This is a genomic window from Parahoeflea olei (genome assembly GCF_001703635.1).
In the GTDB taxonomy this organism is placed as follows: Bacteria; Pseudomonadota; Alphaproteobacteria; order Rhizobiales; family Rhizobiaceae; genus Hoeflea; species Hoeflea olei.
Map to the genome: position 1 here is coordinate 8898 of NZ_LQZT01000002.1, position 24556 is coordinate 33453.

Sequence of the window (24556 nt, forward strand, 5' to 3'; positions counted from 1 at the left end):
GAAGCGGCCGCGGGCCTGCAGAGGGCGCTCGCCGATCTTGAGGCCGACACCTCCTCGAAGCTCTCCGAGCTTGCCTCGCGTCTCGATGCGCTCGAACAGCGCCAGTCGACGCTGTCGAGCCAGGTCGCCGCGCCGGCCCGCCAGGTCGATCTGGCGCAGACCATCGCGGCCGCCGGCCTGAAATCGGCGATCGACCGTGGCGGCTCGTTCATGACCGAGCTCGAGGCCTATGCCTCCGTGGCGCCGGACGATCCGGCGGTGGCGGAGCTCAGGCAGCTTGCCGCAAGCGGCGTGCCGAGCCGTTCGAAGCTGATCGAGGATTTCAACGCGGCCGCCGACAAGGCCATTGCCGCGGCCGAACCCGCCGATCCGGACCAGAGCCTGGTCGACCGGCTGATGGCGAGTGCGCTCTCCTCGGTCAAGGTGCGCCAGGTCGGCGATGTCGAGGGCGACAGCGTCCAGGCCATTCTCGCGCGCACGGAGACCCGGCTGGTCGATGGCGACATCGCGGCCGCCCTGGCCGAATGGAACACGCTGCCGGAGGCATCCCGGGCGGCCGCGTCCGGCTATGGCGAGGCGCTGACCGCCCGCGCCCGCGCCGAGACGCTGGTTGCCGCTGCCATGGCGCCCGCCGCACCGGCTCAGTCCGAAGCCCCGGTCAACTAGGAGATCCGTCATGATCCGCTTGCTATTCTTCGTGGTTCTGACCCTGGCGCTGGGCTTCGGTTTCGCCTGGCTCGCCGACCGGCCGGGCGAGATGTTCATCGTCTGGCAGAACCAACGCATCGAAATGTCGCTGATGACCGCCGTCGTCATGGTGGTGTCGCTGATCGTCGCCATCATGGTCGGCTGGTGGCTGATCCGCGCCATTCTCTACTCCCCGCGCACGCTGTCGCGCTATTTCCGCGCCAGCAAGCGCGACCGCGGCTACCAGGCGCTGTCGACCGGACTGATCGCCGCCGGTGCCGGCGATGCCGCACTGGCGCGCAAGATGAACAAGCGCAGCAAGGGCTTGCTCAATGCCGACCAGGAGCCGCTGATCCATCTTCTCCACGTTCAGGCGGCACTGATCGAGGGCCGCAACGAGGAAGCCCGCAAGCTGTTCGAGGCCATGGCCGAAGATCCGGAAACCCGGCTTCTCGGCCTGCGCGGCCTGTATCTGGAAGCACGCCGGCAGGGCGCCGACGAGGCGGCGCAGCACTATGCCGAAACCGCCGCCGAGCAGGCGCCGCAGCTGCAATGGGCCGGTGCTGCGGCGCTGTCCTACCGGACCCGCGAAGGCAAATGGAACGAGGCTCTGATCCTGCTCAACCGCCAGCTCAAGGCCGGTGCCGTGGAGGCCGCGGTGGCGGTGCGCCACAAGGCGGTGCTGCTGACCGCGCGCGGCCGCGACAAGATCGACAGCGATCCGGCAGGGGCGAGCGAGGATGCGCTCGCCGCGCTCAAGCTGGTGCCGGCCTTCCCGCCGGCGGTGCTGGTCGCGGCCAAGGGGCTGTTGCGACAGGACAAGCTGCGCAAGGCCGCGCGGATCCTGGAAACGGCGTGGAAGACCAACCCGCATCCCGAAATCGCCGAGGCCTATGTGCGGGCGCGGATTGGCGACACCGCGGCCGACCGGCTCAAGCGCGCGCAGCGGCTTGAAAAGCTCAAGCCCATGAATGCGCTCTCCTTCGATGCGGTCGCCCGGGCGGCGCTCGAGGCGCGGCGTCTCGACCTGGCGCGCGAGAAGGCCGAAGCCGCAGCACGGCTGCAGCCCTGCGAAGGCATCTATCTGCTGCTCGCCGATATCGAGGAAGCCCAGACCGGCGATCAGGGCCGTGTCCGCCACTGGCTGAGCCAGGCGGTGCGCGCTCCGCGCGATCCGGCCTGGACGGCGGATGGCTACGTCTCCGAGGTCTGGGAGCCGATCTCGCCGGTGACCGGCAAGGTCGATGCCTTCGAATGGAAGGTGCCGGTCGAACAGCTTGGCGGTCCGACGCTCGACAACGAGGCACCGGAATGGGGCTTCGAGAGGGCGGTCGAGAGCCTGCCGCCGGTGCAGAAGCCGGAATCGGCTGCGGCATCCGAGCCCGAAGTGGAAGCCGTTCCCGTCCCGTCCGCCGCATCGGCAAAGCCTGCGGCAGCGGACAAGCCGGCGGCGGGCAAGCCAGCCGCGGAGGCCGACAGCAAGGCCGGTGCACCGTCCCCGACCCGGGAGGCCCAGCCTGAACGCAAGCATGTGGTGCTCTCGCCCGACCGTCTCGCCAAGGCCGGCCGGAAACCGGTGGTCTCGCTCGCGGAGCGGCGTCAGGCGATGGCGGAGGCGGCCAAGTCCGAACCCGCAGTGGCCCCGGCGGCAAAGGACGACAAGCCCGAGCCCGCCGGTCCGGCCGAAGCCTCGACCGCCAAGACCGCGGCGAAGCCGGAGACGGCCGCCGTGGCTGCGGCCCCGGCAGAAAAGCCTGCCGAAGCGGACAAGGCGGCAAAGCCCGCCGATGCCGGCAAGGCTGAAGCGCCTGCCGTGACCGAGGCGCCGTCCAAACCTGCTGCCGCCGCAGCCGCGGTCGCCGCGGAGCCGGCATCCGGGGCGGCTCAGCCGCCTGCGACCAGGCCGAACGGCGTCGACAAGACCGCCGCCCCCGTCTCCAAGCCGGAACCAGCCGCGCCGGAAGCCAAGGCAGGCGACGCGCCGGCACCGGCCGCCAAGGCCAACGGGGCAGCGGCGCCGGCCGCCTCCGACGCACCCGCCCGGGTGACACCGGTAAAGACCGTGGTCCGCCCGGCCCGCGCGATCTCCGAGCTCGACCGCAAGCCGCGGCCCTACGCCTCGCCCCGCCCGGTTGCCGAACCGGGATCGGAACCCGATCCGGAAGCCGAAGCCAAGGCCAAGGAAGAGGTGTTCATGGCGCACCGCCCGGACGATCCGGGGGTCGACACCAGTGCCGAACCGGAAAAGCCGGGGAGGTTCCGGCTGTTCTGAGCGGGAGACAAGAGGGATCGCCATGCTTGAACAGATCAAGACTTTTCTCGAAACGCTGCGCGGGGACACCCCCGCGCAGCCTGATTCCCGCAACCCCGATGTCGCGGCCGTTGCGCTGTTCTTCCATGTCATCGGCGCCGACGGCGTGGTCGACGAGGTCGAGCAGGACAAGCTCAGATCGCTGATCGTCCAGGAATACGGCGTCAGCGGCGATGAGTTCCGCAAGCTGGTCGAGGCCGGCGAGAAGGCCGATCGCGAATCGGTCGATCTCTATGCCTTCACCAGCGTGCTCAACCGCACGCTGTCGCCCGAGGCCAAGGTTCATTTCATCGAACTGCTGTGGTTGCTCGCCTATGCGGACGGCTATCGCCACGAGCTCGAGGATCACGTGGTCTGGCGCATCGCCGACCTGATGGGCGTCTCAAGCCGAGAGCGGGTGCTTGCCCGGCAGCGTGCGCTCGCCGCCTCCGGGCTCGACGACGGCGCAGACGCGGCCGGCGACGCGGACTGATCCCGCAGCCCCTTCCCGAAACCGCACAGATCGATCTCCCGCTGGAAGCCGTCCCGGACGCCGGGAACCGGAATCCGGGGCGTGTATCCGAAGCCGGGCGGCCGCTCAGGTCTTGTCCGGGGCAGGCGACGCGCCCGGCCCGGTGCCTGTTTGCAGCGCCAGCCGGCTGTCCTCGGCGTCCTTGTCGAGCGACTGGATCTGCCTCAGCTGCGGAAAGCCGAGGCTCCAGCCCAGCGCCACGGCGAGCGTGCCCGCGCCGCCGATCACCACGGCAGCGACCGGGCCGATCAGCGAGGCCATGACGCCGGCGCGGAATTCGCCCAATTCGTTGGAGGCGCCGATGAACACCATGTTGACGGCGCTGACGCGTCCGCGCAGCTCGTCGGGCGTCCACAGCTGCACCAGGCTCTGGCGGACATAAACCGAGATCATGTCGGACGCGCCCATGGCGATCAGCGCAGCCATGGTGAGCGGCAGTGATTTGGACAGGCCGAAAACGATGGTTGCCGCGCCGAACACGCCGACCGCGATGAACATCGAGCGGCCGGCATGGCGGCGGATCGGCCGCGAGGCAAGCAGGATGGCCATGGCGATCGCGCCGATTCCCGGGCTCGCCCGCAAGAGCCCGAGGCCCCAGGGGCCGAGATCGAGCACGTCGCGGGCAAACACCGGCATCAGCGCGATGGCGCCGCCGAGAAGCACGGCGAACATGTCGAGCGAGATCGCGCCGAGCACGATCTTCTGCTTCCAGACATAGCCGAAACCCGCCATCAAGGTCTGCCAGCTCTGGGCCTGGCCGCGGCTGCGCTGCAGCGGCGGGGGCACCAGCGACACGGCGACGATCGAGGCCAGCAAGAAGCTGAGCGCCACCAGATAGGGCGCCGTCGGTCCGAGCCCGTAAAGCAGGCCGCCGGCGACGGGACCGACAATCGTGGCGGTCTGCCAGGAGGTCGAGTTCCAGGCGATCGCATTGGGCAGATCCCTGGCCGGCACCAGGTTGGGCGCGAGCGATTGCGAGGCCGGCGCGAAGAAGGCCCGGGCCGTGCCGACCACCAGCAGCACGGCGAAGATCGGCAGCGGCGAGGCGAGCCCGCGCCAGGCGAACAGCACCAGCATCGCTACGGCGAGCGCGATCACGATCTCGCAGACGAGCATGATGGTGCGGCGGCCGAACCGGTCGGCGGCAGCCCCCGTGAACAGGATCAGCACCAGTGCGGGAAGGAACTGGATCAGCCCGACAAGGCCCAGATCGAAGGGATCGCGGGTCAGGTCGTAAATCTGCCAGCCGACCGAGACGCTGACGATCTGCAGCGCGAAGGTCGACAGGAAACGCGAGGAGAAATAGAGCGCGAAGGCACGATGGCGAAAGGCGGCGTAGCGGTCATCCGCCTCGGGGGCAACTTGCATCTGGCATTCATCCGCTGGCGCCGGCTCAGGACGGGTATCTTAGGGGACCCGCGGCCGATGGATCTTGGAAGGGGGGACCGCGCCACCGCCGCCTCCGCAAGGAAGCGCTGCGCCACGGTCTTGCCGTCATGCTACAGAAGCGCGGGCCGCCGCGCCAGTCATGTCGTGACGCAAGCACGCAAGCCCGGCCTTGCCCTTGCCGCCCGGAGCGGGAATGGCTACATGTCTGTCACGCGAAAAACAGCCGGAGATCTCCATGATCGCAGTCTTTCAAACCATCGACCTGGTGCTCGGTCTTTACACCTGGATCATCGTCGCCAGCGCCATCTTCTCCTGGCTCTACGCCTTCAATGTGGTCAATTCGAACAACCGCTTCGTCGGCATGATCGGCGAGTTCCTTTACAAGGCCACCGAACCCGCGCTCAGGCCGATCCGCCGCATCATTCCGGATCTGGGCGGGCTCGACATCTCGCCGATCGTGCTTCTGATCGCGATCTTCTTCGTGCGCACCTTCATCGCGACTTCGATCGCGCCGATGTTCTTCTGATTTCCGCAGGACGGGCACGGTGAGCGGCTGGCTTCAGGCCCGCGACGGCGGCGTCGACATTGCCGTCCGGCTCACGCCCGGCGCCTCGCTCGACGGTCTCGACGGCCTGGTGGAAGATGCAGCCGGCAGTGTCCGGCTCAAGGCGCGTGTGCGCGCGGTGGCCGAAAGCGGCAAGGCCAACCGGGCGATCGAAAAGCTGATCGCCAAGCGTCTCGGCCTCGCCAAGACGCTCGTCACCGTGATTTCGGGCGAGACCAGCCGCTCCAAGACGATCCGGATATCGGGCGATCCCGAAGACCTGGCCGGGGCGCTCGAGGCGCTCGCCCGGCCCTGACCGGCCTCCGGTCCGCCTGCAGCGTGGCGCTCAGGCCTTCTTGGCCTTGGCCCGCTCGATCGCCTCGACGATCAGGGTGCGGGCGATTTCGGCATTGCTCCAGCCGCCGATCTTGACCCATTTGCCGGGCTCGAGATCCTTGTAGTGATCGAAGAAGTGCTCGATCTGCTGCAGCGTGATCTCGGGCAGGTCGGTGTAGTCGTGCACGCCGGCATAGCGCTGGGTCAGGTGCGGAGCGGGCACGGCGATGATCTTTTCGTCCTGGCCGGCATTGTCTTCCATCACCAGCACGCCGATCGGGCGCACATTGATCAGGCATCCCGGCACCAGCGGACGGGTGTTGCACACCAGCACGTCGATCGGGTCGCCATCCTCGGAGAGCGTGTGCGGCACGAAGCCGTAGTTTCCGGGATAGGTCATCGGCGTGTAGAGAAAGCGGTCGACCACCAGCGTGCCGGCCTCCTTGTCCATCTCATATTTGATCGGCTGCCCGCCGACCGGAACCTCGATGATGACGTTGACGTCGTGGGGCGGGTTGTTGCCAATGCTGATTGCATCGATACGCATTTGACATCCTTCAAAGCTTGGCGTGATGGTGGGCGTTCGATACTGGCAATTCTGGTGCAACGCAACAAATGTGATGCCTTTTCGCGCCGATGGCCGTCGAATATTTTGATTCCGGCGCCGGAATCCGTACCATGGTCTTAGATTCCCGATCTGGGGGGTGCCCGATGTTACCACGTATCAGCCCGTTGGCCAGCCTGGTGGTCGCGGCCATGTTCCTTGCCTTAGCGCCGGGAGCGGCGCTCGCCAACTCGAGCGCCTATACCGATCTCGACCCCGAGCTTGCAGGCTGCGAGACGATCGCAAGCGACATCGCCGGCGGCACCTGGAAATGCGAAGGCTATCGGGACTATCCGGTTTATTTCAAGGAAGGCGATCTGCGCGCCTCCGTGTTCTTCGGACATGTGGCGCAAGTCCTGATCGAGGATGGTTTCGAATCCTTCGGCCCATTCAACTCCACCGGCAAGAAGATCGAGTGGCGGCTCGACGACAGCGGCAAGCCGATTGCCGCAATCCTGCGCTACTTCGTGTCCGATCCGGAAACGGCCGCGAATGGCGGCCAGGTGCTGGTGGTCTCGCGCGTCGCCCAGGCGGATGACGGCCTCTCCTGCGTGGTCGGTTATGTGGATGCGCGTTCCAACGACAATGCCAACGAGCTGGCAAGGCGGGTCGCCGATCAGGATGCGGCGGACTTCGCCTGCGGCTACACCGAGGCGGCCTGGTACGGGGAAAGAGGGGCCTTGGCCGCCATGACGTCAAGCCACCTGCCGGAAAGCCTGAGGCAGGAATGAAGCCGGCCGAACTTCGGCGGGATGGCTCAGGACCAGGTGAAGGCGAGTTTGCGCAGGGTCTTCCCGTCGAAGGTCTCATGACCCTCCGCGATGTCGCGGCCGCCCTGGAACCGGTAGAAATCGACCGCGGTGTGATTGTCTTCGAGGCACCACACCACCACGCCCTTGCAGCCGAGCGAGGCAAGCAGTTGCCGGGCCTCGCCGAACAGGCGCTTGCCGAGGCCCACGCCCTGGTATTCGGGGCGCAGATAGAGTTCGTAGATCTCGCCTTCCTGCGGCAACGAGCGGGCGCGGTTGAGGCCGAGCGTGGCATAGCCGGCCACCTGGCCGCCGACATCCAGCACCAGGATCGAGGTCGAGCCCTTGATGGCACGTTCCCACCAGCCGAGATTGCGGCGCTCGAGCATCTGCCGGAGCGCCTTGTAGGGCAGGATTCCGGCATAGGCATGGCTCCAGGCGGCGCGATGCGCGCCTGCAATCGCGAGCGCATCATGCGGCTCGGCATGCCGTATGTCGATGGTTAACGTGGTCATGGTCTCATACTACCGTTACCGAGATTCCGGGGGGAAGCGGGCATGAGTCCGCTCCTCCGTCTGCCCACAGCATTGTTCTGTGGACGGCACGCAATGAGTTAACCTTTTGTTAACGAATTATGCAAGTCCGGCGAAGGCCGAACCGGGCATCAGGCGGCGTCGGAAAAGCCCCGGAACTGGTCGAGGCGGGCCTGCACGGCCTCGAAAAGACGCCCCACCTGCAATCCGTCGATCAGCGCATGGTGCACCTGAACGGCCATGGCGCAGCTGATTCGGCCTTGGCCATCCCCGACGAATTTCCCCCAGGAGAAGCGCGGAATGCAATCGTCGGGTCCGGGAAGGGCATTGTCGAGCGCGGTGAAATCGATCCAGGGCAGGCAGGAGAGATAGGCAAGATCGACCCGCTCGCCGGTGTTGGCGCCGAGGTCGGTTCCCCGGGCGGTTTCCTCGATTACCGCCTTGCAGGCGGCGTCGAATGTGGCCCAGTCGGCACTGAAGGGGATATAGGCGTAGCCGAAGGTGTCGCCCGCCCGCGGCACGGTCGCCGACAGCGCGATGGCGTCATATTCCACCACGGTCTCGGCGCCGGTGCCCGAGCGAAGGAAGCGCATCCGGAATTCCGGGACCGCGTGGATCCCGGTGCCGATGGCGTGCATGAAGGCCCGGTAGGGCGAAACGCCCGCGGGCTTTGCCTGCGTCATCAGCGCGGTCACGTCGATCCGCGCCGTGGTGGCGAAATGCGGCCGGTCATAGCCGCGGAACAGGCGGTATTGCCCGGCCCGCGACCAGGTGTCGAGATCGATCTCGCGGGCGCCCGCCACGGTTCGGGTCAGGCCGCGCTGGCGCCGGCCTTGGCGAAGCGCTTGCGGTCGTTGGCGTCGAGATAGCGCTTGCGCAGCCGGATCGACTTCGGCGTGACTTCCATCAGCTCGTCGTCCTGGATCCAGGACAGCGCCCGGTCCAGCGTCATGCGAATCGGCGGGGTAAGTTTCACCGCCTCGTCCTTGCCGGCCGAGCGGATGTTGGTGAGCTGCTTGCCCTTGAGCACGTTGACCTCGAGGTCGTTGTCGCGGGTGTGGATGCCGATGATCATGCCCATATAGACCTTGTCGCCCGGCTCGATGATCATCGGACCGCGGTCCTCGAGGTTGAACATGGCATAGGCCACGGCCTCGCCGGCCATGTTGGACAGAAGCACGCCGTTGGTGCGGCCGCCGATCTCGCCCTTGTAGGCCTGGTAGCCGTGGAACAGCCGGTTCATCACCGCAGTGCCGCGGGTGTCGGTCAGCAGTTCCGACTGGTAGCCGATCAGGCCGCGGGTCGGCGCATGGAAGACCAGGCGCACGCGGTTGCCGCCCGAGGGGCGCAGTTCCGTCATTTCCGCCTTGCGCTCGGACATCTTCTGCACGACCACGCCGGAATGCTCCTCGTCGACGTCGATCACGACCTCCTCGATCGGCTCCATCAGCTGCCCCGAGTCGTCCTTGTGCATGACTACGCGCGGACGCGAGACGGCAAGCTCGAAGCCCTCGCGGCGCATGGTCTCGATCAGCACGGCGAGCTGCAATTCGCCCCGGCCCGACACGTAGAACGAATCCTTGCCTTCCGATTCCTCGATCTTGAGCGCCACATTGCCTTCGGCTTCCTTCAGCAGCCGGTCGCGGATGACGCGGCTCGTCACCTTGTCGCCCTCGGTGCCGGCGAGCGGCGAATCATTGACCATGAAGGTCATGGTGACCGTCGGCGGATCGATCGGCTGCGCGGTCAGCGGCTCGGCGACGGCCGGGTCGCAGAAGGTGTCGGCCACGGTGCCCTTGGACAGCCCGGCAATGGCGACGATGTCGCCGGCATGGGCCTCTTCCACCGGCTTGCGCTCGAGACCGCGGAAGGCGAGGATCTTGGAGATCCGGCCGCTTTCGATCTGCTTGCCTTCGGCGTTGAGCACCTTGACCGACTGGTTCGGCTTGATCGAGCCGGAATGGATGCGGCCGGTGATGATGCGGCCCAGGAACGGGTTGGCTTCGAGAATCGTGCCGATCATCTTGAACGGACCTTCGGCTACCGTGGGCTCGGGCACGTGCTTGAGCACGAGGTCGAACAGCGGCGCCAGGCTGCCGCCATCGGCGGGGCGCTCGTGGCCGTCCGACATCCAGCCGTTGCGGCCCGAGCCGTAGAGGATCGGGAAATCGAGCTGCTCGTCGGTGGCGTCGAGGGCTGCGAACAGGTCGAAGACCTCGTTGATCACCTCGTCGGGGCGGCCGTCGGGACGGTCGATCTTGTTGATCGCGACGATCGGGCGGAGACCGACCTTCAGCGCCTTGCCGACCACGAACTTGGTCTGCGGCATCGGGCCCTCGGCGGCATCGACCAGCACGATCGCGCCATCCACCATCGACAGGATGCGCTCCACCTCGCCGCCGAAATCGGCGTGGCCGGGCGTGTCGACGATGTTAATGCGCGTGCCCTTCCATTCCACCGAGGTGGCCTTGGCGAGAATGGTGATGCCGCGCTCCTTCTCGATGTCGCCCGAATCCATCGCGCGTTCCTGGACGCGTTCGTTTTCGCGGTAGACACCGGATTGCTTGAGCAGTTCGTCGACAAGCGTGGTCTTGCCATGGTCGACGTGGGCGATGATCGCGATATTGCGCAGGGACATGGATCAGGTCTCGTTCTGGAGAATACAAAACGCCGGATGAGGATCCGGCGGAAGCCGGCAGGGGCCGGGATTTGCGCGGCTTATACAGGGTTTCTTGCAGATGCGAAAGGGGCCTGCGCGACACCGGTTCAATGCCGAAAAGGACGGGCAGCGAATGCCCGCTTCGCTTTCGTCGTTCCGGAAACGGAATAAAATCACGGGGCCGGCGGACCGGATCCGGCGCAAGCGACGGGGCTGGCTGGCGCACCTGTTTTGCCGATCCCGGGGCGATGGTGTATCACGGATGCGTGTCAGCCAGCGGGAGGAAACCATGCGGAAACTGCAGGCGCAGGGCATTCACCACATCACCCTGGTGGGCGCGGACCGCCAGACCTCGATCGATTTCTGGGAAGGCGTGCTCGGCATGCCCTTCGTCTTCGAGCAGCCCAATCTCGACGACGAGACGGAAAGCCATCTTTATTTCGATCCCGGCGACGGGAGGCTGATCACCATCTTCACCAATGAAGAGCGGAAGCCGGACCGCCGCCGCACCTCGACCGAGCCCGGCGCGGTGCATCACCTGGCGCTCAATGTCTCACGCGCCAGCTTCGCCCAGGCCGTCGAACGGCTCGACGAGCGCGGCATCCGCCATTCCGGCGTCAAGGACCGCGGCTTCATGGATTCGATCTATTTCACCGATCCGCTCGGCCTCCTGATCGAGCTTGCGAGCTACCGGTTCGAGCCGCCTCACGGGTCGACACATGCCGAGGTCCTCAACGAAGCCCACAAGCTGCGGGTCGCGCGCGGCGACCGGGCTATTGCCGACATCCATCTCGCGGATGCGATCGAGGCGATCGTCCGGCGTACCCGGTCGTCGCTGTCGGACGACCGGGAGCCGAAACAGGCCTGGTAGGGCGGGCGCGGCCCGGGCTCAGGCGAGCCCGCGCTTTTCCAGCATCGCGGTGGCGTCCGGCATGCGGCCGCGGAAGGCCTGGTAGAGCTCGGCCGGATCGCGCGAGCCGCCGGCCGCATAGACATGGGTCTTGAGCTTTTCCGCCGTTCCGGCGTCGAACGGGTCGCCGGTCTCCTCGAAGGCGGCAAAGGCGTCGGCATCGAGCACTTCCGACCACATGTAGGAATAATAGCCCGCCGAATAGCCTTCGCCCGAGAACACATGCAGGAAATGCGGGCTCGCATGGCGCATGACGATGGCCTCGGGCATGCCGAGCCTTTTCAGCGTCTCGGCCTCGAAGGCGGCCGGCTCCGGCTTGTCGCCCGCCGTGTGCCAGGCCATGTCGACCAACGCCGAGGCGGTGAATTCGACCGCGGCGAAGCCGGCATTGAAGGTCTGCGCGGCCAGCACCTTGTCGAGCAGCGCCTTCGGGATCGGCTCGCCGGTGCGGTAGTGCCGGGCGTGCTTTTCGAGGATTTCCGGCACGGTGAGCCAATGCTCATAGAGCTGCGAGGGCAGTTCCACGAAATCGCGGCTCACGGACGTGCCCGAAAGCGAGGGATAGGTCACGTCGGACAGCATGCCGTGCAGGGCATGGCCGAACTCGTGAAACAGCGTGCGCGCGTCGTCGAGCGAGAGCAGCGCCTCCTGGCCCGCGGCCGGCTTGGCGAAATTCATCACGTTGACGACGATCGGGTTGCGGCCGATGCCTTCGGGCCGGGCGAGGCCGTCCTGGCTCTGCAGCGCGCTCATCCAGGCGCCGGAGCGCTTGGAGGGCCGGGCAAAATAGTCGGCGATGAAGGTGGCGATGGTGGCGCCATCGCGGTTTTTGACCTCGAACACCCGCGCCTCCGGGTGCGGCCCGCGCAGCTCCTTGCGTTCCGTCATGGTCACGCCGAACAGCCGGTTGGCGACGTCGAAACAGGCCTCGATCATGCGGGTGAGCGGGAAATAGGGTTTGAGCTCATCGGCCGAGAAGGCGAATCGCTGCGCTTTCAGCTTTTCGGCGTAATAGCGCCAGTCCCAGGCCGCGACCTCGTGGTTGCCGCCCTCTTCGGCGATCAGAGCCGCGAGATCTGACTGGTCGGCCTCGGCCGACCTGACCGCGCGGCTCCAGACGTCGCCGAGCAGCTCTTCCACTGCCTCGGGCGTCTTGGCCATGGTGTCGTCGAGCTTGTAGGCCGCGTAGCTCTCGTAGCCGAGCAGCTTTGCCTTCTCGGCGCGGAGCGCGATGATTTCCGAGATCAGCGGCGCATTGTCGGTGACCCCGCCCTTCGCGCCGCGCGCGGTCCAGGCCCTGAAGGCGGTCTCGCGCAGGTCGCGCCGCGCGCTTGCGGCGAGAAACGGCTCGATGATCGAGCGCGACAGGGTCACGGCATACTTGCCCGGGTGGCCGCGGTCTTCGGCGACGGCGGCCATCGCCGCACGCAGGTCCTCCGACAGGCCGGCGAGGTCGTCGCCGTCTTCGAGCAGCATCAGGTAATCGCTTTCGTCGGCGAGCACGTTCTGGCCGAATTTGGCGCCGAGCCCGGCAAGCGTCTCGCCCACTTGCGCGAGCCGCGCCTGGCCGTCGGCATCGAGCCCGGCGCCGGACTTGATGAAGGATTTCCAGATCCGTTCGAGCAGCCGGTCCTGTTCGGGCGTGAGGCCGAGCTCCGCCCGCGCCTGGTACAGCGCGTCGACCCGTCCGAACAGCGCCTTGTTCATGGCGATCTTCGAGTAATGCCGCGACATGCGCGGCGCGATCTCGCGTTCGAGCGCCTGGATCACCGCATTGGTGTCGGTCCCGGCCCGGTTCCAGAACAGCGCCGAAACCTTCGACAGCTTGTCGCCGGCGCGTTCCAGCGCCTCGAGCGTGTTTTCGAAATCGGGCTCGGCGGGATTGTCCGCGATCGCGGCGATTTCGGCGTCATGCTCGGCGAAGGCGGTTTCGAAGGCCGGGGCGAAATCGGCGTCGGTGATCCGGTCGAACTGCGGCAGGCCGAGCGGGCCGGACCAGTCGAACACGGGGGAAGCGGATGCGGTCATGAAGGGCTCCTTGTGGTCGCCCTTCATGTAAGCCCGCTGCCGTCCGGGGACAAGGCGGCGGGGGCCGATCGGCCCGAAACGCAAACGGGGCGGGACCCGTCCGGCCCCGCCCCGCAGATTGATGCGCCTGCTTCCGGTGTCAGGCCTTGCGGTCCCGTGCAGCCAGCGTCCGGAGCCTGAGCGCGTTCAGGCGGATGAAGCCCGCCGCGTCCTTCTGGTCGTAGGCGCCGCGGTCGTCCTCGAAGGTGACCAGCGCGTCGGAATAGAGCGACTTGGCGCTCTCGCGGCCGGTCACCATCACATTGCCCTTGTAGAGCTTGAGCGTGACTTCGCCTTCCACGTGCTTCTGGCTGTGGTCGATGGCCGCCTGCAGCATTTCGCGCTCGGGCGAGAACCAGAAGCCGTAATAGATCAGCTCCGCATAGCGTGGCATCAGCTCGTCCTTGAGATGCGCCGCACCGCGGTCGAGCGTGATCGATTCCATCGCCCGGTGCGCGGCGAGCAGGATGGTGCCGCCCGGGGTCTCGTAGACGCCGCGCGACTTCATGCCGACGAAGCGGTTCTCGACCAGATCGAGCCGGCCGATGCCGTTGTCGCGGCCGTAATTGTTGAGTGCTGCGAGCAGCGTCGCCGGGCTCATGCGCTCGCCATTGATCGACACGGCGTCACCCTGCTCGAAGCCGATCTTGATGACGGTCGGCGTGTCGGGCGCGCTTTCGGGCGAGATCGTGCGCATGTGCACATATTCGGGCGCCTCGACGCTCGGATCTTCCAGCACCTTGCCCTCGGAGGACGAGTGCAGCAGGTTGGCGTCGACCGAGAACGGGGCCTCGCCCTTCTTGTCCTTGGAGACCGGGATCTGGTGGGCTTCGGCGAAGTTGATCAGATCGGTGCGGCTCTTGAACGACCAGTCGCGCCAGGGCGCGATGATCTTGATGTCGGGGTTGAGCGCATAGGCCGACAGCTCGAAGCGGACCTGGTCGTTGCCCTTGCCGGTGGCGCCATGGGCGATCGCGTCGGCGCCGGTCTCGCGGGCGATCTCGACCAGCCGCTTGGAAATCAGCGGCCGGGCGATCGAGGTGCCGAGCAGGTAGACGCCCTCATAGACGGCATTGGCGCGGAACATCGGGAACACGAAGTCGCGCACGAATTCCTCGCGCACGTCCTCGATATAGATTTCCTTGATGCCGAGCATCTCGGCCTTCTTGCGCGCCGGCTCCAGTTCCTCGCCCTGGCCGAGATCGGCGGTGAAGGTGACGACTTCGGCGCCGAGTTCGGTCTGCAGCCATTTGAGAATGATCGAGGTGTCGAGACCGCCCGAATAGGCGAGAACGACTTTCTTGACGTCCTTGTGCGATGCCATGGATACTGTCTTCCTGTTCAGATGCTTCGGTCCCGAAGGCGCTGGCTTTCGGGCGGCTTGGATTTCGCGGCACTTTTAGCCGGTTTGCGCCGCCATGCAAGGGTCAAGCCCGCTCGCGGTGCGCCTGCCGGGCGGCAACAGGCCCGGCATCCGGCTTGCCGCAGGCATGGAGGAGACAGCAATGACCCATTTTGATGAAGTGGCGGACACCGGCAAGGTGGCACTGGTCACGGGCGCGGCATCCGGTATCGGGCTCGCCGCAGCGCAAATCTTCGCGGCGCGCGGCATGTGCGTGGTGATGGTCGATGTCGACCGCGAGCGGCTGGCCGCCGCCGAGGCGGAAGTTGGGCGCCACGCGGCAAGCCCGGCCACCGATGTCGTGTCGATCCAGACCGATGTCAGCGATCCCGATGCGGTGCAGGCGCTCGAACATGCGGTGATCAAGCGGTTCGGCCGCGTGCATCTGCTGATGAACAATGCCGGCATCCAGCCCGGCAGCTCGCTGTTCGGCCCGCAGGCGAACTGGGACCGGGTGCTCGGCGTCAACCTGATGGGCGTCATCCACGGCACCCGGGTGTTCGGCCCCGGCATGATCGCCCACGGCAAGCCGGCGATGATCATCAACACCGGCTCCAAGCAGGGCATCACCACCCCGCCCGGCGATCCCGCCTACAATGTCGCCAAGGCCGGGGTGAAAGCCTTTACCGAGGCGCTGGCGCATGAGTTGCGCACCACCGAAGGCTGCCGCGTGAGCGCGCATCTCTTGATCCCCGGCTTCGTCTACACGCCGCTCACCGCCAACGGCCGCACCGAAAAGCCCGATGCCGCCTGGACGCCGGAGCAGACGGTGGCCTTCATGGTGGAAAGCCTCGGCCGCGGCGATTTCTACATCCTGTGCCCGGACAACGATGTCGACCGGGCGACCGACGAGAAGCGAATCGCCTGGGCCGCCGGCGACATCATCGAGAACCGGCCGCCGCTGTCGCGCTGGCATCCGGATTTCGCCGACAGGTTCAAAGCCTACCTGAAAGGGTAATTTCCTGTCTTCACAACCTTTGTGGGATGTCCCATACTCTGTCCTGCATCCGGCAGGAGAGAGCGTCATGACCACCTTCTATGCATGGGTCGTCCCGGCCTATTTCAGCGGCTCGCCCGTGGATCACACCTGGGTCACCAGCTACGACAATCGCGCCCATCCCTATGCGGACATTGCCGCGGTGAAGAAGGCGGGCCAGTCCAACTGGTATTGCTGGGGCGATTTTCATGCGAGCGGCGGCGCGTCGGGCCACCCCGACGGCTTCGTCGGCAGCCGCAAAGGGGCCGACCCGGTCGCCACCTGCCTGGTGCAGCCCAATCGGAGCTGCAATGACAGCCCGGCCGCGCGCGGCACGATCTTCAAATACGGCATTGACGGCGTCTGTCACCAGCTCGCCAACCAGGTGCTTTCCGCGACGGGAACGAAGGGCAAGGCACCGCTGACGGTGAAAGGGGTCCGGGGCTACGCCGTCAGCACATTCCTGTACGGCACCTATGGATTGCAACAGGCGGCCTGGCAGAGCAAACTTGAAAACTGTGCGGGGATCAAGCCGCTGCGCAGCATGCCCCGGACGGCGGAGGAGAGGATGGAGGAGTTTCCCGACGATTTCGAGGAGACCGCGCGGGCGGCATTGTCCGACAAGCCCGAACTGCTCGCCCGGCTGATGGCGCTGCGCAGCGATGTGACCGCCTATACGGCGCGGCGGATGCCGGGCTTCTATCCGCCGGATGCGGATTTTCTCAATGCCCGCAACCAGCATCTGCTCGACCAGGCGGCGGCGCTGTTAGGTCCGGAGGACTTCTACAAGGTGTTCGGGATCGAGCCGGGCGAACGCGTCGATGTCGTCGATCCGACCATCCTGGGATCGCAAGGGGATTGACCCGGCCGAAAGGGGCTGACGCACACCGCGAAGACCTGCGTCGCGGCAGGTCGCCGCGCGCGGTGTCGAATTTCCGGGTGCCCCCGGTCCGGGTCCACGACAGCGCTCCGGCCCGCCATTCTAACCATCTGAAAATGTAACTATATTCGCGCGTATCCGGCCCCGGAAACTCCAAATCACTTGATGCAGATCAAGAAACTCGCGACCTGCTCGACTAGGAAGGATCATCGACTAACGATGACCTCAGGGGCTTGAAATGGGACTTCACAAATTCACACTCGCAGCCGGCGGTTCGGCACTGGTGCTGGCACTTCTGGCGGCGACCGGAACGACGGCTGGTGCCGCCGACCTTTCCGAGCGCATGGGACCGGCGGCAGCCACCAGCCCTTGGCAGATCCGCGTGCGCGCGCTTGGCGTGATCACCGAGGACAAGGGCTATGTCAGCCAGATCCCGGGCTCGGGCCTCGAATATTCCGACACGGTCGTGCCGGAACTCGATATCAGCTATTTCTTCACCGACAACATCGCCGCTGAGCTGATCCTCGGCACCACCAAGGCCAACATCACCGGTACCGATGCCATTTCCGGACTGGGCAAGGTCGGCGAGACCTGGCTTCTGCCGCCCACGCTGACGCTGCAGTATCATTTCACCGACTTCGGCGCCTTCAAGCCCTATGTCGGCGCGGGCGTGAACTACACGATGTTCTACAGCCAGGATGCGGCCGGCTCGCTGTCCAGCATCAAGGTCAAGGACACCTTCGGCGCCGCCGTGCAGGTCGGCTTCGACTACATGATCGACGACCACTGGGGCGTCAACTTCGACGTCAAGAAGCTGTTCCTGGAACCCGAATGGAACGGGGTCACCGGCGGCACGGCGATCTCCGGCAAGGCCAAGCTCAATCCCTGGCTGATCGGCACGGGTCTGACCTACCGCTTCTGATCCCGTCGCGAACCGCGGGGGCAATCCCCGGCAAACGCCCGGTCCATCTGCATGGACCGGGCGTTTGTGTTTGGGGTCCGGGGAATAAGGCCCGGCCTTCCGCCGCAAGCTGACCGGTTCGGCCTTGCCTTTCGCCTCCGCGCATGGAATCGAATCCGTGTCCGTCCGGCATGGATATCCATGCGACCGCTTTCTCACGCCCGGAATTCCGCGATGATCTTCGTTCCTGCCGCCTCCGATCTGCTCACATTCGTCCTGGCCTCGCTGCTGCTCGCGCTCACGCCCGGCCCGGACATGACGCTGTGGCTGAGCCGGACGCTGCGCGAGGGACGCGCGAGCGGGCTGATGACGCTCGCGGGCACCAGTCTCGGCATCGGCGTGCACACGATGCTGGTGGCCTTCGGGATCTCGGCGCTGATCGTCGCCTCGCCGCTGGCCTTCGTCGTGCTCAAGACCTTTGGGGCGGCCTACCTGCTCTGGCTCGCCATTCAGGCGCTCAGGCGCGGCTCGGGGCTCACGATCGATGCGGGCGACGTCAAGGCGGCCGCGGCGGGGGCCGGCGCGTCGCTCTCGCGGGCGTTCTTCGCCGGCCTCTCGATCAATCTTCTGAACCCGAAGATCATCATCTTCTTCATGACCTTCCTGCCGCAATTCGTGAGCGTCAGCGACCCGCATGTGACCGGCAAGCTGATCTTCCTCGGCGTGCTGTTCGTGTTCATCGGGTTGCCGATCGGCATTCTGGTTGTGCTGGGCGCGCATGGGCTTTCGGCCTGGCTCCGGCGCAAGCCGCAGGTGATGCGGGTCGTCGACTACGTGTTCGCGGGGGTGTTTTCGCTGTTTGCGGTCCGGATCCTGATGGCGCAGGCGCGCTGATCAGGGCTCGGGATCGGCCGGAACGGAAGGCTTGGCCCGCTCGCTCGGCAGCCAGCGCCCGGCGGAATGGCCGACCAGCAGCCAGTAGAGGCTTGCGCCGATGATCGCGCAGGCGATGTGGATGGCGATCACGTGCGCGGGCTCCGTCACCGGGGCCGGGCCGGGCCCCTGGCCCGCAAGCGGGGCGACGGTTGCGACAAGCGCCAGGGCCGCGCCCGCCAGCGCGTAACTCAGCCAGTCGCGCCGCCTGAGAAGTTCGAAGACCGCGATCACGGCGAAGGCCGGCAGCAGCACGGCACGCGCGAACAGGCTCGCCACGCCAAGGACGCCGACCACCAGCGTCACCGTGAGTTCCAGTTCGTCGAAGCGGCCGAAATCCTCAGGCAGCACGAGGCGCGCGAGAAAGGCATAGGCGAGGCCCGCCGCCAGGCAGCCCGCGAAAAAGCCGAAGCAGATCGCGAACAGGCGCAGCACCAGGCGGAGGATGTCGCTCATCGTGCCGGATCAGTCGGCGCCGTGGCCGGCGATCATCGCCGCTTCCAGCGCCAGCCGGTCGGCCTTGCGCATGCGCTCGGATTCGCTCTTCAACTGGCCGCAGGCGGCGAAGATGTCGCGGCCGCGCGGGGTGCGGATCGGCGAGGCATAGCCGTTGGCGTTGACGAAATCGGCAAAGCGCTCGATCGTTTCCCAGTCCGAGCACTCATAGGGCGAGCCCGGCCAGGGGTTGAACGGAATGAGGTTGATCTTGGCGGGAATGCCCTTGAGCAGCCGCACCAGTTCCTTGGCGTCGGCCAGGCTGTCGTTGACGCCCTTCAACATCACATATTCGAAGGTGATGCGGCGGGCGTTGGACAGGGCCGGATAGGCGCGGCAGGCGTCGAGCAGCTCCTTGAGCGGATATTTGCGGTTGATCGGCACCAGCTCGTTGCGCAATTCGTCGCGCACCGCATGCAGCGAGATCGCCAGCATCACGCCGATTTCCTCGCCGGTGCGGGCGATTTCGGGCACCACGCCGGAGGTCGACAGCGTGATGCGGCGCTTGGACAGTGCAAGCCCGTCGCCATCGGCGGCGATCAGCAGCGCCTTCTTGACGTTCTCGAAATTGTAGAGCGGCTCGCCCATGCCCATCATGACGATGTTGGTGACCTTGCGGCCTTCCGCCGGCACGATCGCGCCCTGCGGCGTGTCCTTGTGCGGAAAATCGCCGAGCCGGTCGCGGGCCACCAGCAGCTGCGCCAGGATCTCGTCGGGCGCGAGGTTGCGCACCAGCATCTGCGTGCCGGTGTGGCAGAAGCTGCAGGTCAGCGTGCAGCCGACCTGGCTCGAGATGCACAGCGTGCCCCGGCCTTCCTCGGGAATATAGACGGTCTCGACCTCGACCGGGCGGCCGGCGCCGCGCGGCGAAAACCGCATCAGCCACTTGCGGGTGCCGTCGTTGGAGATCTGCTCCTCGACGATCTCGGGCCTTGCGATGGTGAAACGGGCCTTGAGCGTGTCGCGGAGTTCGCGCGAGACCGTGTGCATGTCGTCGAAATCGGAGACGCCACGGATATAGAGCCAGTGCCAGATCTGGCTCACGCGCATCTTCAGCTGTTTCTCCGGCACACCGGCCTCGGCCAGCGCGCGCGCCATCTCGGGGCGGGTCAGGCCGATCAGCGTCGGCTTGCCGTCGGAGTCCGGGCGGACGGTGCGGGCGGGACGCGCGGCGGGGTTTGTCAGGTCGATCGTGACGGCCATCGGATACGGAACTCTTGTTGGCTGACGTTGCGCGCGCGATTGCGGCGCGCGGGCACGGTTTCAGTCGTGAAAATTGCCGATCTTCAGCCCGGGACGCAGGTTTTCAGGGTCCCGACCGGTGCGGCAGGCCAGCCCTGTATCAGGTTTTCTGCCGCGCGTCACCATCGGGCCGCGCTGCCGCGTCGGGGCGTGCTCGCCCGAAGCGCACGCGGCGGCAGGCGGCGCGAAACAGGCTTGCGACCGGTGGCCGTGCTTTCGACGCCGGATCTGCCCCCGGACGGAGCTCCTCTTGCCGTGTCGCGGGATGCGCCGCATGCGGGTCGGCCCAGGGGCCGAGCCGCAACGCCATCATGGTGGCATGATCGTAGTAGCTCATCGGCGTGTCCTTGCGTTAGCATCCCTGCATAGCCGGACGCTGCTGACATGCTGCTGTCAGCAGGGGGTGGTAAGGTGTCAGCAGTGCCGTGCGGGGATGCGGGGCCACGAGGAACCGGGCGATGCGCCGATCAAACCGTCTGTTCGAAATCATCCAGATCCTGCGCTCCGCCGCGCGGCCGCTGACGGCGCAGGCGCTGGCGGAGAAGCTCGAAGTCTCGGTCAGGACCATCTATCGTGACATCGCCGCGCTGCAGATGATGAGCACGCCGATCGAGGGCGAGCCGGGCGTGGGCTATGTCATGCGTCGCGGCTATGACCTGCCGCCGCTCAATTTCGATCTTGAGGAAATCGAGGCGCTGAGAGTGGGGCTGGCGCTGCTGTCGCGCACCGGCGACAGCGCGTTGCAGCGCGCGGCGCAGCGGATCCACGACAAGGTCGACGCGCTGCACGGGCCGGCGGACTGGCTGCAGGTGGCGCCCTGGGGCGCGCCGGTCGATGACCCCGAAAAGGGCTGCGTGTCGGTGGCGCTTCTGCGCGATGCGATCCGCGGCGAGCGCAAGCTCGAGATCACCTATGAGGACGAGCGCGGCGCGCGCAGCGTGCGCATCGTGCGGCCGCTGGCGCTGGTCTATCATCTCGAATGCGTGATGCTGGCCTGCTGGTGCGAGCTGCGCGCCGGCTTCCGGCATTTCCGCACCGATAGGATCCATGGCTGCGAGGTGCTGGAGGCGCGGTTTACAGGGCAGGGCGACACGCTGCGCGCGCTCTGGCCCGATCAGAATCGCTGGGACGCGGCCGCGCGGGCGATGTCGGAACGAGCCTAGGAGACATTGCCGCCGTTGCCGGGCGCCGGTTCCGGGGTCGGGGTCGCGGTGGTGGCGGAATCGGCCGGCGTCAGCATGGCGTCGACGAAGCCGGCAATGTCGAGCCTGGGCAGCGCCGGTTCGCTTGCGAGCTGTTCGAGCCCGATCAGGGTCGCGCACAGGAAGGCCGCGCGCGAGCGCGCCTCGGCGCCGGACAGGCCGGCGCTGCGCAGGTGCAGGCTTAAAAAGGCCAGCCGCTCGGCATCGGCGTCGCGCACCACCGCCTGCACCGCAGGGTCGCCCGCCGCCCAGTGCCTCAGCGCGGCTTCGGCCATCGGGCCGCCATAGTCCTGCGCCGGGATCGCCAGCACCGTCTCGAACAGCCGGATGAACAACTCGCGTGGCCCGAGCTCCCGCGAACTCATGGCGGCGATGACGTCGCGGGTGGCGACCCGGCGCCAGTGGCCGACCATCGCCGCGCGCAAACCCGCCAGATCCTCGAAATGCCAGTAGAACGAGCCCTTGGTCACGCCCAGCTCGCGGCACAGGTAATCGACGCGGATGGCTTTCGGACCGGACTGCGTCAGCAGCCGGAACGCCGCCTTGATCCAGTCTTCGGGGGTGAGCGTGTCCTTTTTGGCCATGGCATTCCATACCCGAAGTATTGACAGGTTCAAGCCAAAAGTGTTTTCCATACTTCAAGTATGGAACTTTGCCTCGGACATTGGAGACCGACATGACTGTTTCGCCCCACGCCCGCCGCCCCGGCGTTACCGCCGGATGGCTGTTGTTGCTGCTGGTGGCGAGCTTTGCCACGCTGGTCCCCGGAGGACCGGTGGAAACGCGGGATTTCTCGGCGCTCGGCGGCACGGTGTTCTGGGGGTTCAACGTGTTTCTGGTGGCGCTCGGCCTCATCGCCATCGCCGCCGGTATCACGCTGGTGCGCGGCAGCCTCGGCTTTGCCTGGCTCGCGATCGCGGCTTCATGGGGCTATGTGTTCGTGGTGCTGCTCGATCTCGGCGCGGTGTTTCCGCGCTCGCCCGATCCGATTCCGCTGCTGCTCGGCCTGATCGAGAGTCTCGATTTCATGCTGGCCGCCTATGTGGCGGCGCTGTGCCACCGCGCGCTCGGGCATATCTGACGCCGGCGGCGCAAAGCCGCACATGCAGACGCAGGAAGGCCCGGGCGACACCCGGGCCTTCGTGCATTTTTCAGTCCGTTGGGCCGTAAAGGCTTAGCGGCAATCGGCGATCTTGTTGAGCGCTGCGGTGATGCCCTTGAGCGAATAGCTGTAGGAGGTGTCGGTGCCGCGGCGCGACTTCGCCTTGACCGTCATCGACGAGCCCGCCTTCATCGCGGCCACCAGCTGCGGTTCCTGCGCCGCGTTTTCCACCCAGGCGGAGCTGCCGCGCGTGAAGAAGGTGAAGTCGCGGCCGTCGACATTGACGGTGACCTTCGAGGATTCCTGAAGCGGATATCCCATCATGGCATGCGGCTCGTAGCTGACGTTCTGGCCCGGACGCTGGGAGACCAGGAAGAAGATGTCTCCGTGATCGACATTTGTCGGCGCCGAACTGATCGGCACGGACAGGACGTAGCAGACCTTGCCGCCATTGGCGTCGTATGAATATGCGCCCCAGGAATCAAACTGCTGGATCCTGGTGGGCGATTGCGCCGCCGCGGCAGCGGTCAAAGCAAAGAGCGCCGTCACTGCGGTTGCGAGTGTCTTCCCAAACATGGCTTTCCTACCGGTTCGTGGTCCTGTGTCACAGCCGAGATGGCGTGACTGTTCCCGCTCGTTGCGAGGTGATTGGTTCATTTTGACTTAATCCTGGTTACCAAACCGTCAATGAATCCCGAAACGGTGCCGTGTTCTCGTCGCGGGGTGGGGGCAGGACGCCCCGTCCTCACCTTTTGTAACAAGGTGAATCCGGCAACAGTTTGTCCTCTGTTAAATTGGGCGCGGGTTGATGTATAAACGCCGGGGCGGCGACTGATCGCGTCAGCATGCGAGGTTCTGCGCACCTTATGTCCGATGACTTGAAAGACCGGTTTGCCCGTCTCGCCGCGGCGGTTGCCCAGGGGCGGGACCAGGCGGCGTTCGCGGAACTGTTCGACCATTTCGCACCCCGGCTCAAATCCTATCTGCAGCGGCTCGGCATGGAGCCCTCCCAGGCGGAGGAACTGGTCCAGGAGGTGATGATCGTGCTTTGGCACAAGGCGGCGCTGTTCGATCCGGCCAAATCCTCGCTCGCCACCTGGCTGTTCCGGGTCGCCCGCAACCGCCGCATCGATGCGCTTCGGCGTGATCGCAGCGGCCTCATCGATCCCGAGGATCCGGCGCTGCACCCCGCCCAGCCCGAAGCCGCGGATGACATCTACGACGCCGAAGAGCGCGACGAGCGCGTGCGCCGGGCGATGCTCGACCTGCCCGACGAGCAGGCGGTGCTGGTACGCCAGGCGTTTTTTCTCGGCCGTTCGCATAGCCAGATCGCCGAGGAGACCGGCCTGCCGCTGGGCACGGTCAAGTCGCGCATCCGGCTCGCCTTTTCGAGGCTGCGCCGCACGCTCGAAAGCGATGGCGGCGGCCTCACCCTGCATTGACTTCCACGCGGTGGCGGCCGAAGACCCGCGCGGCCGGGCAGGGCGCCCGGCCCGGGCTCTGTCCAGGCCACCGGTTGCGGCCCGGACGACCCTTCCCGACAGATGCTGACGAAGGAGCGGACCATGACCGATCAGCCGAGAATCTACATCACCGGCGCTTCCTGTTCGGGGGTCTCGACGCTGGGCGCGGCGCTCGCGGGGCACTTCGAGACCCCGCAAATCGACGTCGACGAGGTCTACTGGATGCCGACCGACCCGCCGTTCAGCGTCAAGCGTCCGCCCGAGGACCGCGTCCGGCTGATCGCCGAACGGCAACGCCGCTCCGACGGATGGATCCTGACCGGCTCTTTCATGGGATGGGGCGAGGCCCTGATCGACGACGTCGATCTGATCGTCTTCCTGTACACGCCGGCGGCGGTGCGGCTGCAGCGTCTCGACGCGCGCGAGGCGCAGCGCCACGGCGATCGCATTCTCCCCGGCGGCGACATGCACGCGGCGCATCTGGCGTTCCGGGACTGGGCATCGGGTTATGACGATCCCGCCTTTTCCGGGCGCAACCTCGCCCAGCACGAAAGCTGGCTCGGCCGGCAGACCGCACCGGTGCTCAGGCTCGAAGGCGACAGGCCGACCGACGACCTGGTCGCGCGCGTTGCCGAAGCGCTTGCCGCCGGCCCGGAATGA

26 protein-coding genes and 1 pseudogene are annotated in these 24556 nt (G+C 66.5%); 15 read left to right on the forward strand and 12 right to left on the reverse strand.

Features of this window, described 5'->3' with window-relative positions; genetic code table 11:
• Window positions 1-15 precede the first annotated feature (15 nt).
• The 3 genes and pseudogenes from AWJ14_RS23075 (at window position 16) to AWJ14_RS03070 (ending at window position 3470) form a co-directional block, all read left to right on the forward strand.
• Window positions 16-666, forward strand: coding sequence for a COG4223 family protein (locus AWJ14_RS23075; RefSeq protein WP_425349608.1), 651 nt, complete (start codon window positions 16-18; stop codon window positions 664-666).
• A 10-nt stretch (window positions 667-676) separates the two neighbouring features.
• Window positions 677-2215 (forward strand): annotated as a pseudogene (locus tag AWJ14_RS22670) (heme biosynthesis HemY N-terminal domain-containing protein); the annotation flags it as partial.
• A 766-nt stretch (window positions 2216-2981) separates the two neighbouring features.
• Window positions 2982-3470, forward strand: coding sequence for a tellurite resistance TerB family protein (locus tag AWJ14_RS03070; protein WP_066174897.1), 489 nt, complete (start codon window positions 2982-2984; stop codon window positions 3468-3470).
• A gap of 105 nt (window positions 3471-3575) precedes the next feature.
• Here the strand turns inward: AWJ14_RS03070 and AWJ14_RS03075 are convergent, their stop codons facing one another.
• A complete protein-coding gene (locus tag AWJ14_RS03075) occupies window positions 3576-4877 on the reverse strand; it encodes an MFS transporter (protein WP_066174898.1) in 1302 nt (433 codons plus the stop codon).
• A gap of 256 nt (window positions 4878-5133) precedes the next feature.
• Between AWJ14_RS03075 and AWJ14_RS03080 the strand changes: the two genes are divergently transcribed.
• Both AWJ14_RS03080 and AWJ14_RS03085 read left to right on the forward strand, forming a co-directional pair.
• Window positions 5134-5424 (forward strand): YggT family protein, encoded by a 291-nt coding sequence (locus AWJ14_RS03080; RefSeq protein WP_066174901.1) that lies wholly within the window; start codon window positions 5134-5136, stop codon window positions 5422-5424.
• A 19-nt stretch (window positions 5425-5443) separates the two neighbouring features.
• Window positions 5444-5758, forward strand: coding sequence for a DUF167 family protein (locus AWJ14_RS03085; RefSeq protein WP_066174903.1), 315 nt, complete (start codon window positions 5444-5446; stop codon window positions 5756-5758).
• A 30-nt stretch (window positions 5759-5788) separates the two neighbouring features.
• Here AWJ14_RS03085 and ppa read toward each other — a convergent pair whose 3' ends face one another.
• Entirely contained in the window at window positions 5789-6325 is a 537-nt protein-coding gene (ppa, locus tag AWJ14_RS03090; protein ID WP_066174905.1) for an inorganic diphosphatase, read from the reverse strand.
• Window positions 6326-6489: 164 nt separating this feature from the next.
• On the opposite strand from ppa, the gene AWJ14_RS03095 reads away from it, so the two are divergent.
• The gene (locus tag AWJ14_RS03095; RefSeq protein ID WP_139112510.1) at window positions 6490-7113 is read left to right on the forward strand and encodes a hypothetical protein; all 624 of its coding nucleotides are present in this window, start codon (window positions 6490-6492) and stop codon (window positions 7111-7113) included.
• 26 nt (window positions 7114-7139) lie between these two features.
• Here AWJ14_RS03095 and AWJ14_RS03100 read toward each other — a convergent pair whose 3' ends face one another.
• The 3 genes from AWJ14_RS03100 to typA all read right to left on the reverse strand — a co-directional run bounded on the left by AWJ14_RS03100 (window position 7140) and on the right by typA (window position 10302).
• Complete coding sequence (locus tag AWJ14_RS03100) at window positions 7140-7646, reverse strand: GNAT family N-acetyltransferase (protein WP_066174906.1); 507 nt, start codon at window positions 7644-7646, stop codon at window positions 7140-7142.
• 149 nt (window positions 7647-7795) lie between these two features.
• The gene (locus AWJ14_RS03105) at window positions 7796-8467 is read right to left on the reverse strand and encodes a CatA-like O-acetyltransferase (protein ID WP_066174907.1); all 672 of its coding nucleotides are present in this window, start codon (window positions 8465-8467) and stop codon (window positions 7796-7798) included.
• 8 nt (window positions 8468-8475) lie between these two features.
• Window positions 8476-10302: a translational GTPase TypA gene (gene typA, locus AWJ14_RS03110; protein ID WP_066174910.1), complete on the reverse strand. Its 1827-nt coding sequence runs from the start codon at window positions 10300-10302 to the stop codon at window positions 8476-8478.
• 310 nt (window positions 10303-10612) lie between these two features.
• On the opposite strand from typA, the gene AWJ14_RS03115 reads away from it, so the two are divergent.
• Window positions 10613-11194, forward strand: a complete 582-nt coding sequence (locus AWJ14_RS03115) for a VOC family protein (protein WP_066174912.1) — start codon at window positions 10613-10615, stop codon at window positions 11192-11194.
• Between the two features lie 18 nt (window positions 11195-11212).
• On the opposite strand, the gene AWJ14_RS03120 is transcribed toward AWJ14_RS03115, so the two are convergent.
• On the reverse strand, window positions 11213-13261 hold the full coding sequence (locus AWJ14_RS03120) for a M3 family metallopeptidase (RefSeq protein ID WP_066175184.1): 2049 nt from the start codon (window positions 13259-13261) through the stop codon (window positions 11213-11215).
• A gap of 139 nt (window positions 13262-13400) precedes the next feature.
• Window positions 13401-14624: an argininosuccinate synthase gene (locus AWJ14_RS03125; protein ID WP_066174914.1), complete on the reverse strand. Its 1224-nt coding sequence runs from the start codon at window positions 14622-14624 to the stop codon at window positions 13401-13403.
• A gap of 181 nt (window positions 14625-14805) precedes the next feature.
• On the opposite strand from AWJ14_RS03125, the gene AWJ14_RS03130 reads away from it, so the two are divergent.
• The 4 genes from AWJ14_RS03130 to AWJ14_RS03145 all read left to right on the forward strand — a co-directional run bounded on the left by AWJ14_RS03130 (window position 14806) and on the right by AWJ14_RS03145 (window position 18353).
• Window positions 14806-15660, forward strand: a complete 855-nt coding sequence (locus AWJ14_RS03130; RefSeq protein WP_066174916.1) for an SDR family NAD(P)-dependent oxidoreductase — start codon at window positions 14806-14808, stop codon at window positions 15658-15660.
• A 67-nt stretch (window positions 15661-15727) separates the two neighbouring features.
• A complete protein-coding gene (locus tag AWJ14_RS03135) occupies window positions 15728-16540 on the forward strand; it encodes a hypothetical protein (protein WP_066174918.1) in 813 nt (270 codons plus the stop codon).
• A gap of 256 nt (window positions 16541-16796) precedes the next feature.
• Entirely contained in the window at window positions 16797-17480 is a 684-nt protein-coding gene (locus AWJ14_RS03140; RefSeq protein ID WP_066174920.1) for an OmpW/AlkL family protein, read from the forward strand.
• A gap of 213 nt (window positions 17481-17693) precedes the next feature.
• The gene (locus tag AWJ14_RS03145) at window positions 17694-18353 is read left to right on the forward strand and encodes a LysE family translocator (protein WP_066174921.1); all 660 of its coding nucleotides are present in this window, start codon (window positions 17694-17696) and stop codon (window positions 18351-18353) included.
• Here the strand turns inward: AWJ14_RS03145 and AWJ14_RS03150 are convergent, their stop codons facing one another.
• The 3 genes from AWJ14_RS03150 to AWJ14_RS22125 form a co-directional block, all read right to left on the reverse strand.
• A complete protein-coding gene (locus AWJ14_RS03150) occupies window positions 18354-18848 on the reverse strand; it encodes a hypothetical protein (RefSeq protein WP_066174922.1) in 495 nt (164 codons plus the stop codon).
• Between the two features lie 9 nt (window positions 18849-18857).
• A complete protein-coding gene (rlmN, locus tag AWJ14_RS03155) occupies window positions 18858-20090 on the reverse strand; it encodes a dual-specificity RNA methyltransferase RlmN (RefSeq protein ID WP_066174924.1) in 1233 nt (410 codons plus the stop codon).
• A gap of 139 nt (window positions 20091-20229) precedes the next feature.
• Window positions 20230-20466 (reverse strand): hypothetical protein, encoded by a 237-nt coding sequence (locus tag AWJ14_RS22125; RefSeq protein ID WP_139112511.1) that lies wholly within the window; start codon window positions 20464-20466, stop codon window positions 20230-20232.
• A gap of 121 nt (window positions 20467-20587) precedes the next feature.
• Between AWJ14_RS22125 and AWJ14_RS03160 the strand changes: the two genes are divergently transcribed.
• A complete protein-coding gene (locus AWJ14_RS03160) occupies window positions 20588-21292 on the forward strand; it encodes a helix-turn-helix transcriptional regulator (RefSeq protein ID WP_066174926.1) in 705 nt (234 codons plus the stop codon).
• Here the strand turns inward: AWJ14_RS03160 and AWJ14_RS03165 are convergent.
• Window positions 21289-21915, reverse strand: coding sequence for a TetR/AcrR family transcriptional regulator (locus tag AWJ14_RS03165; RefSeq protein WP_066174928.1), 627 nt, complete (start codon window positions 21913-21915; stop codon window positions 21289-21291). The two genes, AWJ14_RS03160 and AWJ14_RS03165, sit on opposite strands and share 4 nt — an antisense overlap.
• 92 nt (window positions 21916-22007) lie before the next feature.
• Here AWJ14_RS03165 and AWJ14_RS03170 point away from each other — a divergent pair, with 92 nt between their 5' ends.
• Window positions 22008-22412, forward strand: coding sequence for a DUF8051 family protein (locus tag AWJ14_RS03170; protein ID WP_083219981.1), 405 nt, complete (start codon window positions 22008-22010; stop codon window positions 22410-22412).
• 93 nt (window positions 22413-22505) lie between these two features.
• Here AWJ14_RS03170 and AWJ14_RS03175 read toward each other — a convergent pair whose 3' ends face one another.
• The gene (locus AWJ14_RS03175; protein WP_066174931.1) at window positions 22506-23009 is read right to left on the reverse strand and encodes an invasion associated locus B family protein; all 504 of its coding nucleotides are present in this window, start codon (window positions 23007-23009) and stop codon (window positions 22506-22508) included.
• Window positions 23010-23299: 290 nt separating this feature from the next.
• On the opposite strand from AWJ14_RS03175, the gene AWJ14_RS03180 reads away from it, so the two are divergent.
• Both AWJ14_RS03180 and AWJ14_RS03185 read left to right on the forward strand, forming a co-directional pair.
• Window positions 23300-23875, forward strand: coding sequence for a sigma-70 family RNA polymerase sigma factor (locus AWJ14_RS03180; protein WP_066174933.1), 576 nt, complete (start codon window positions 23300-23302; stop codon window positions 23873-23875).
• A gap of 123 nt (window positions 23876-23998) precedes the next feature.
• Window positions 23999-24556, forward strand: a complete 558-nt coding sequence (locus tag AWJ14_RS03185; RefSeq protein ID WP_066175187.1) for an ATP-binding protein — start codon at window positions 23999-24001, stop codon at window positions 24554-24556.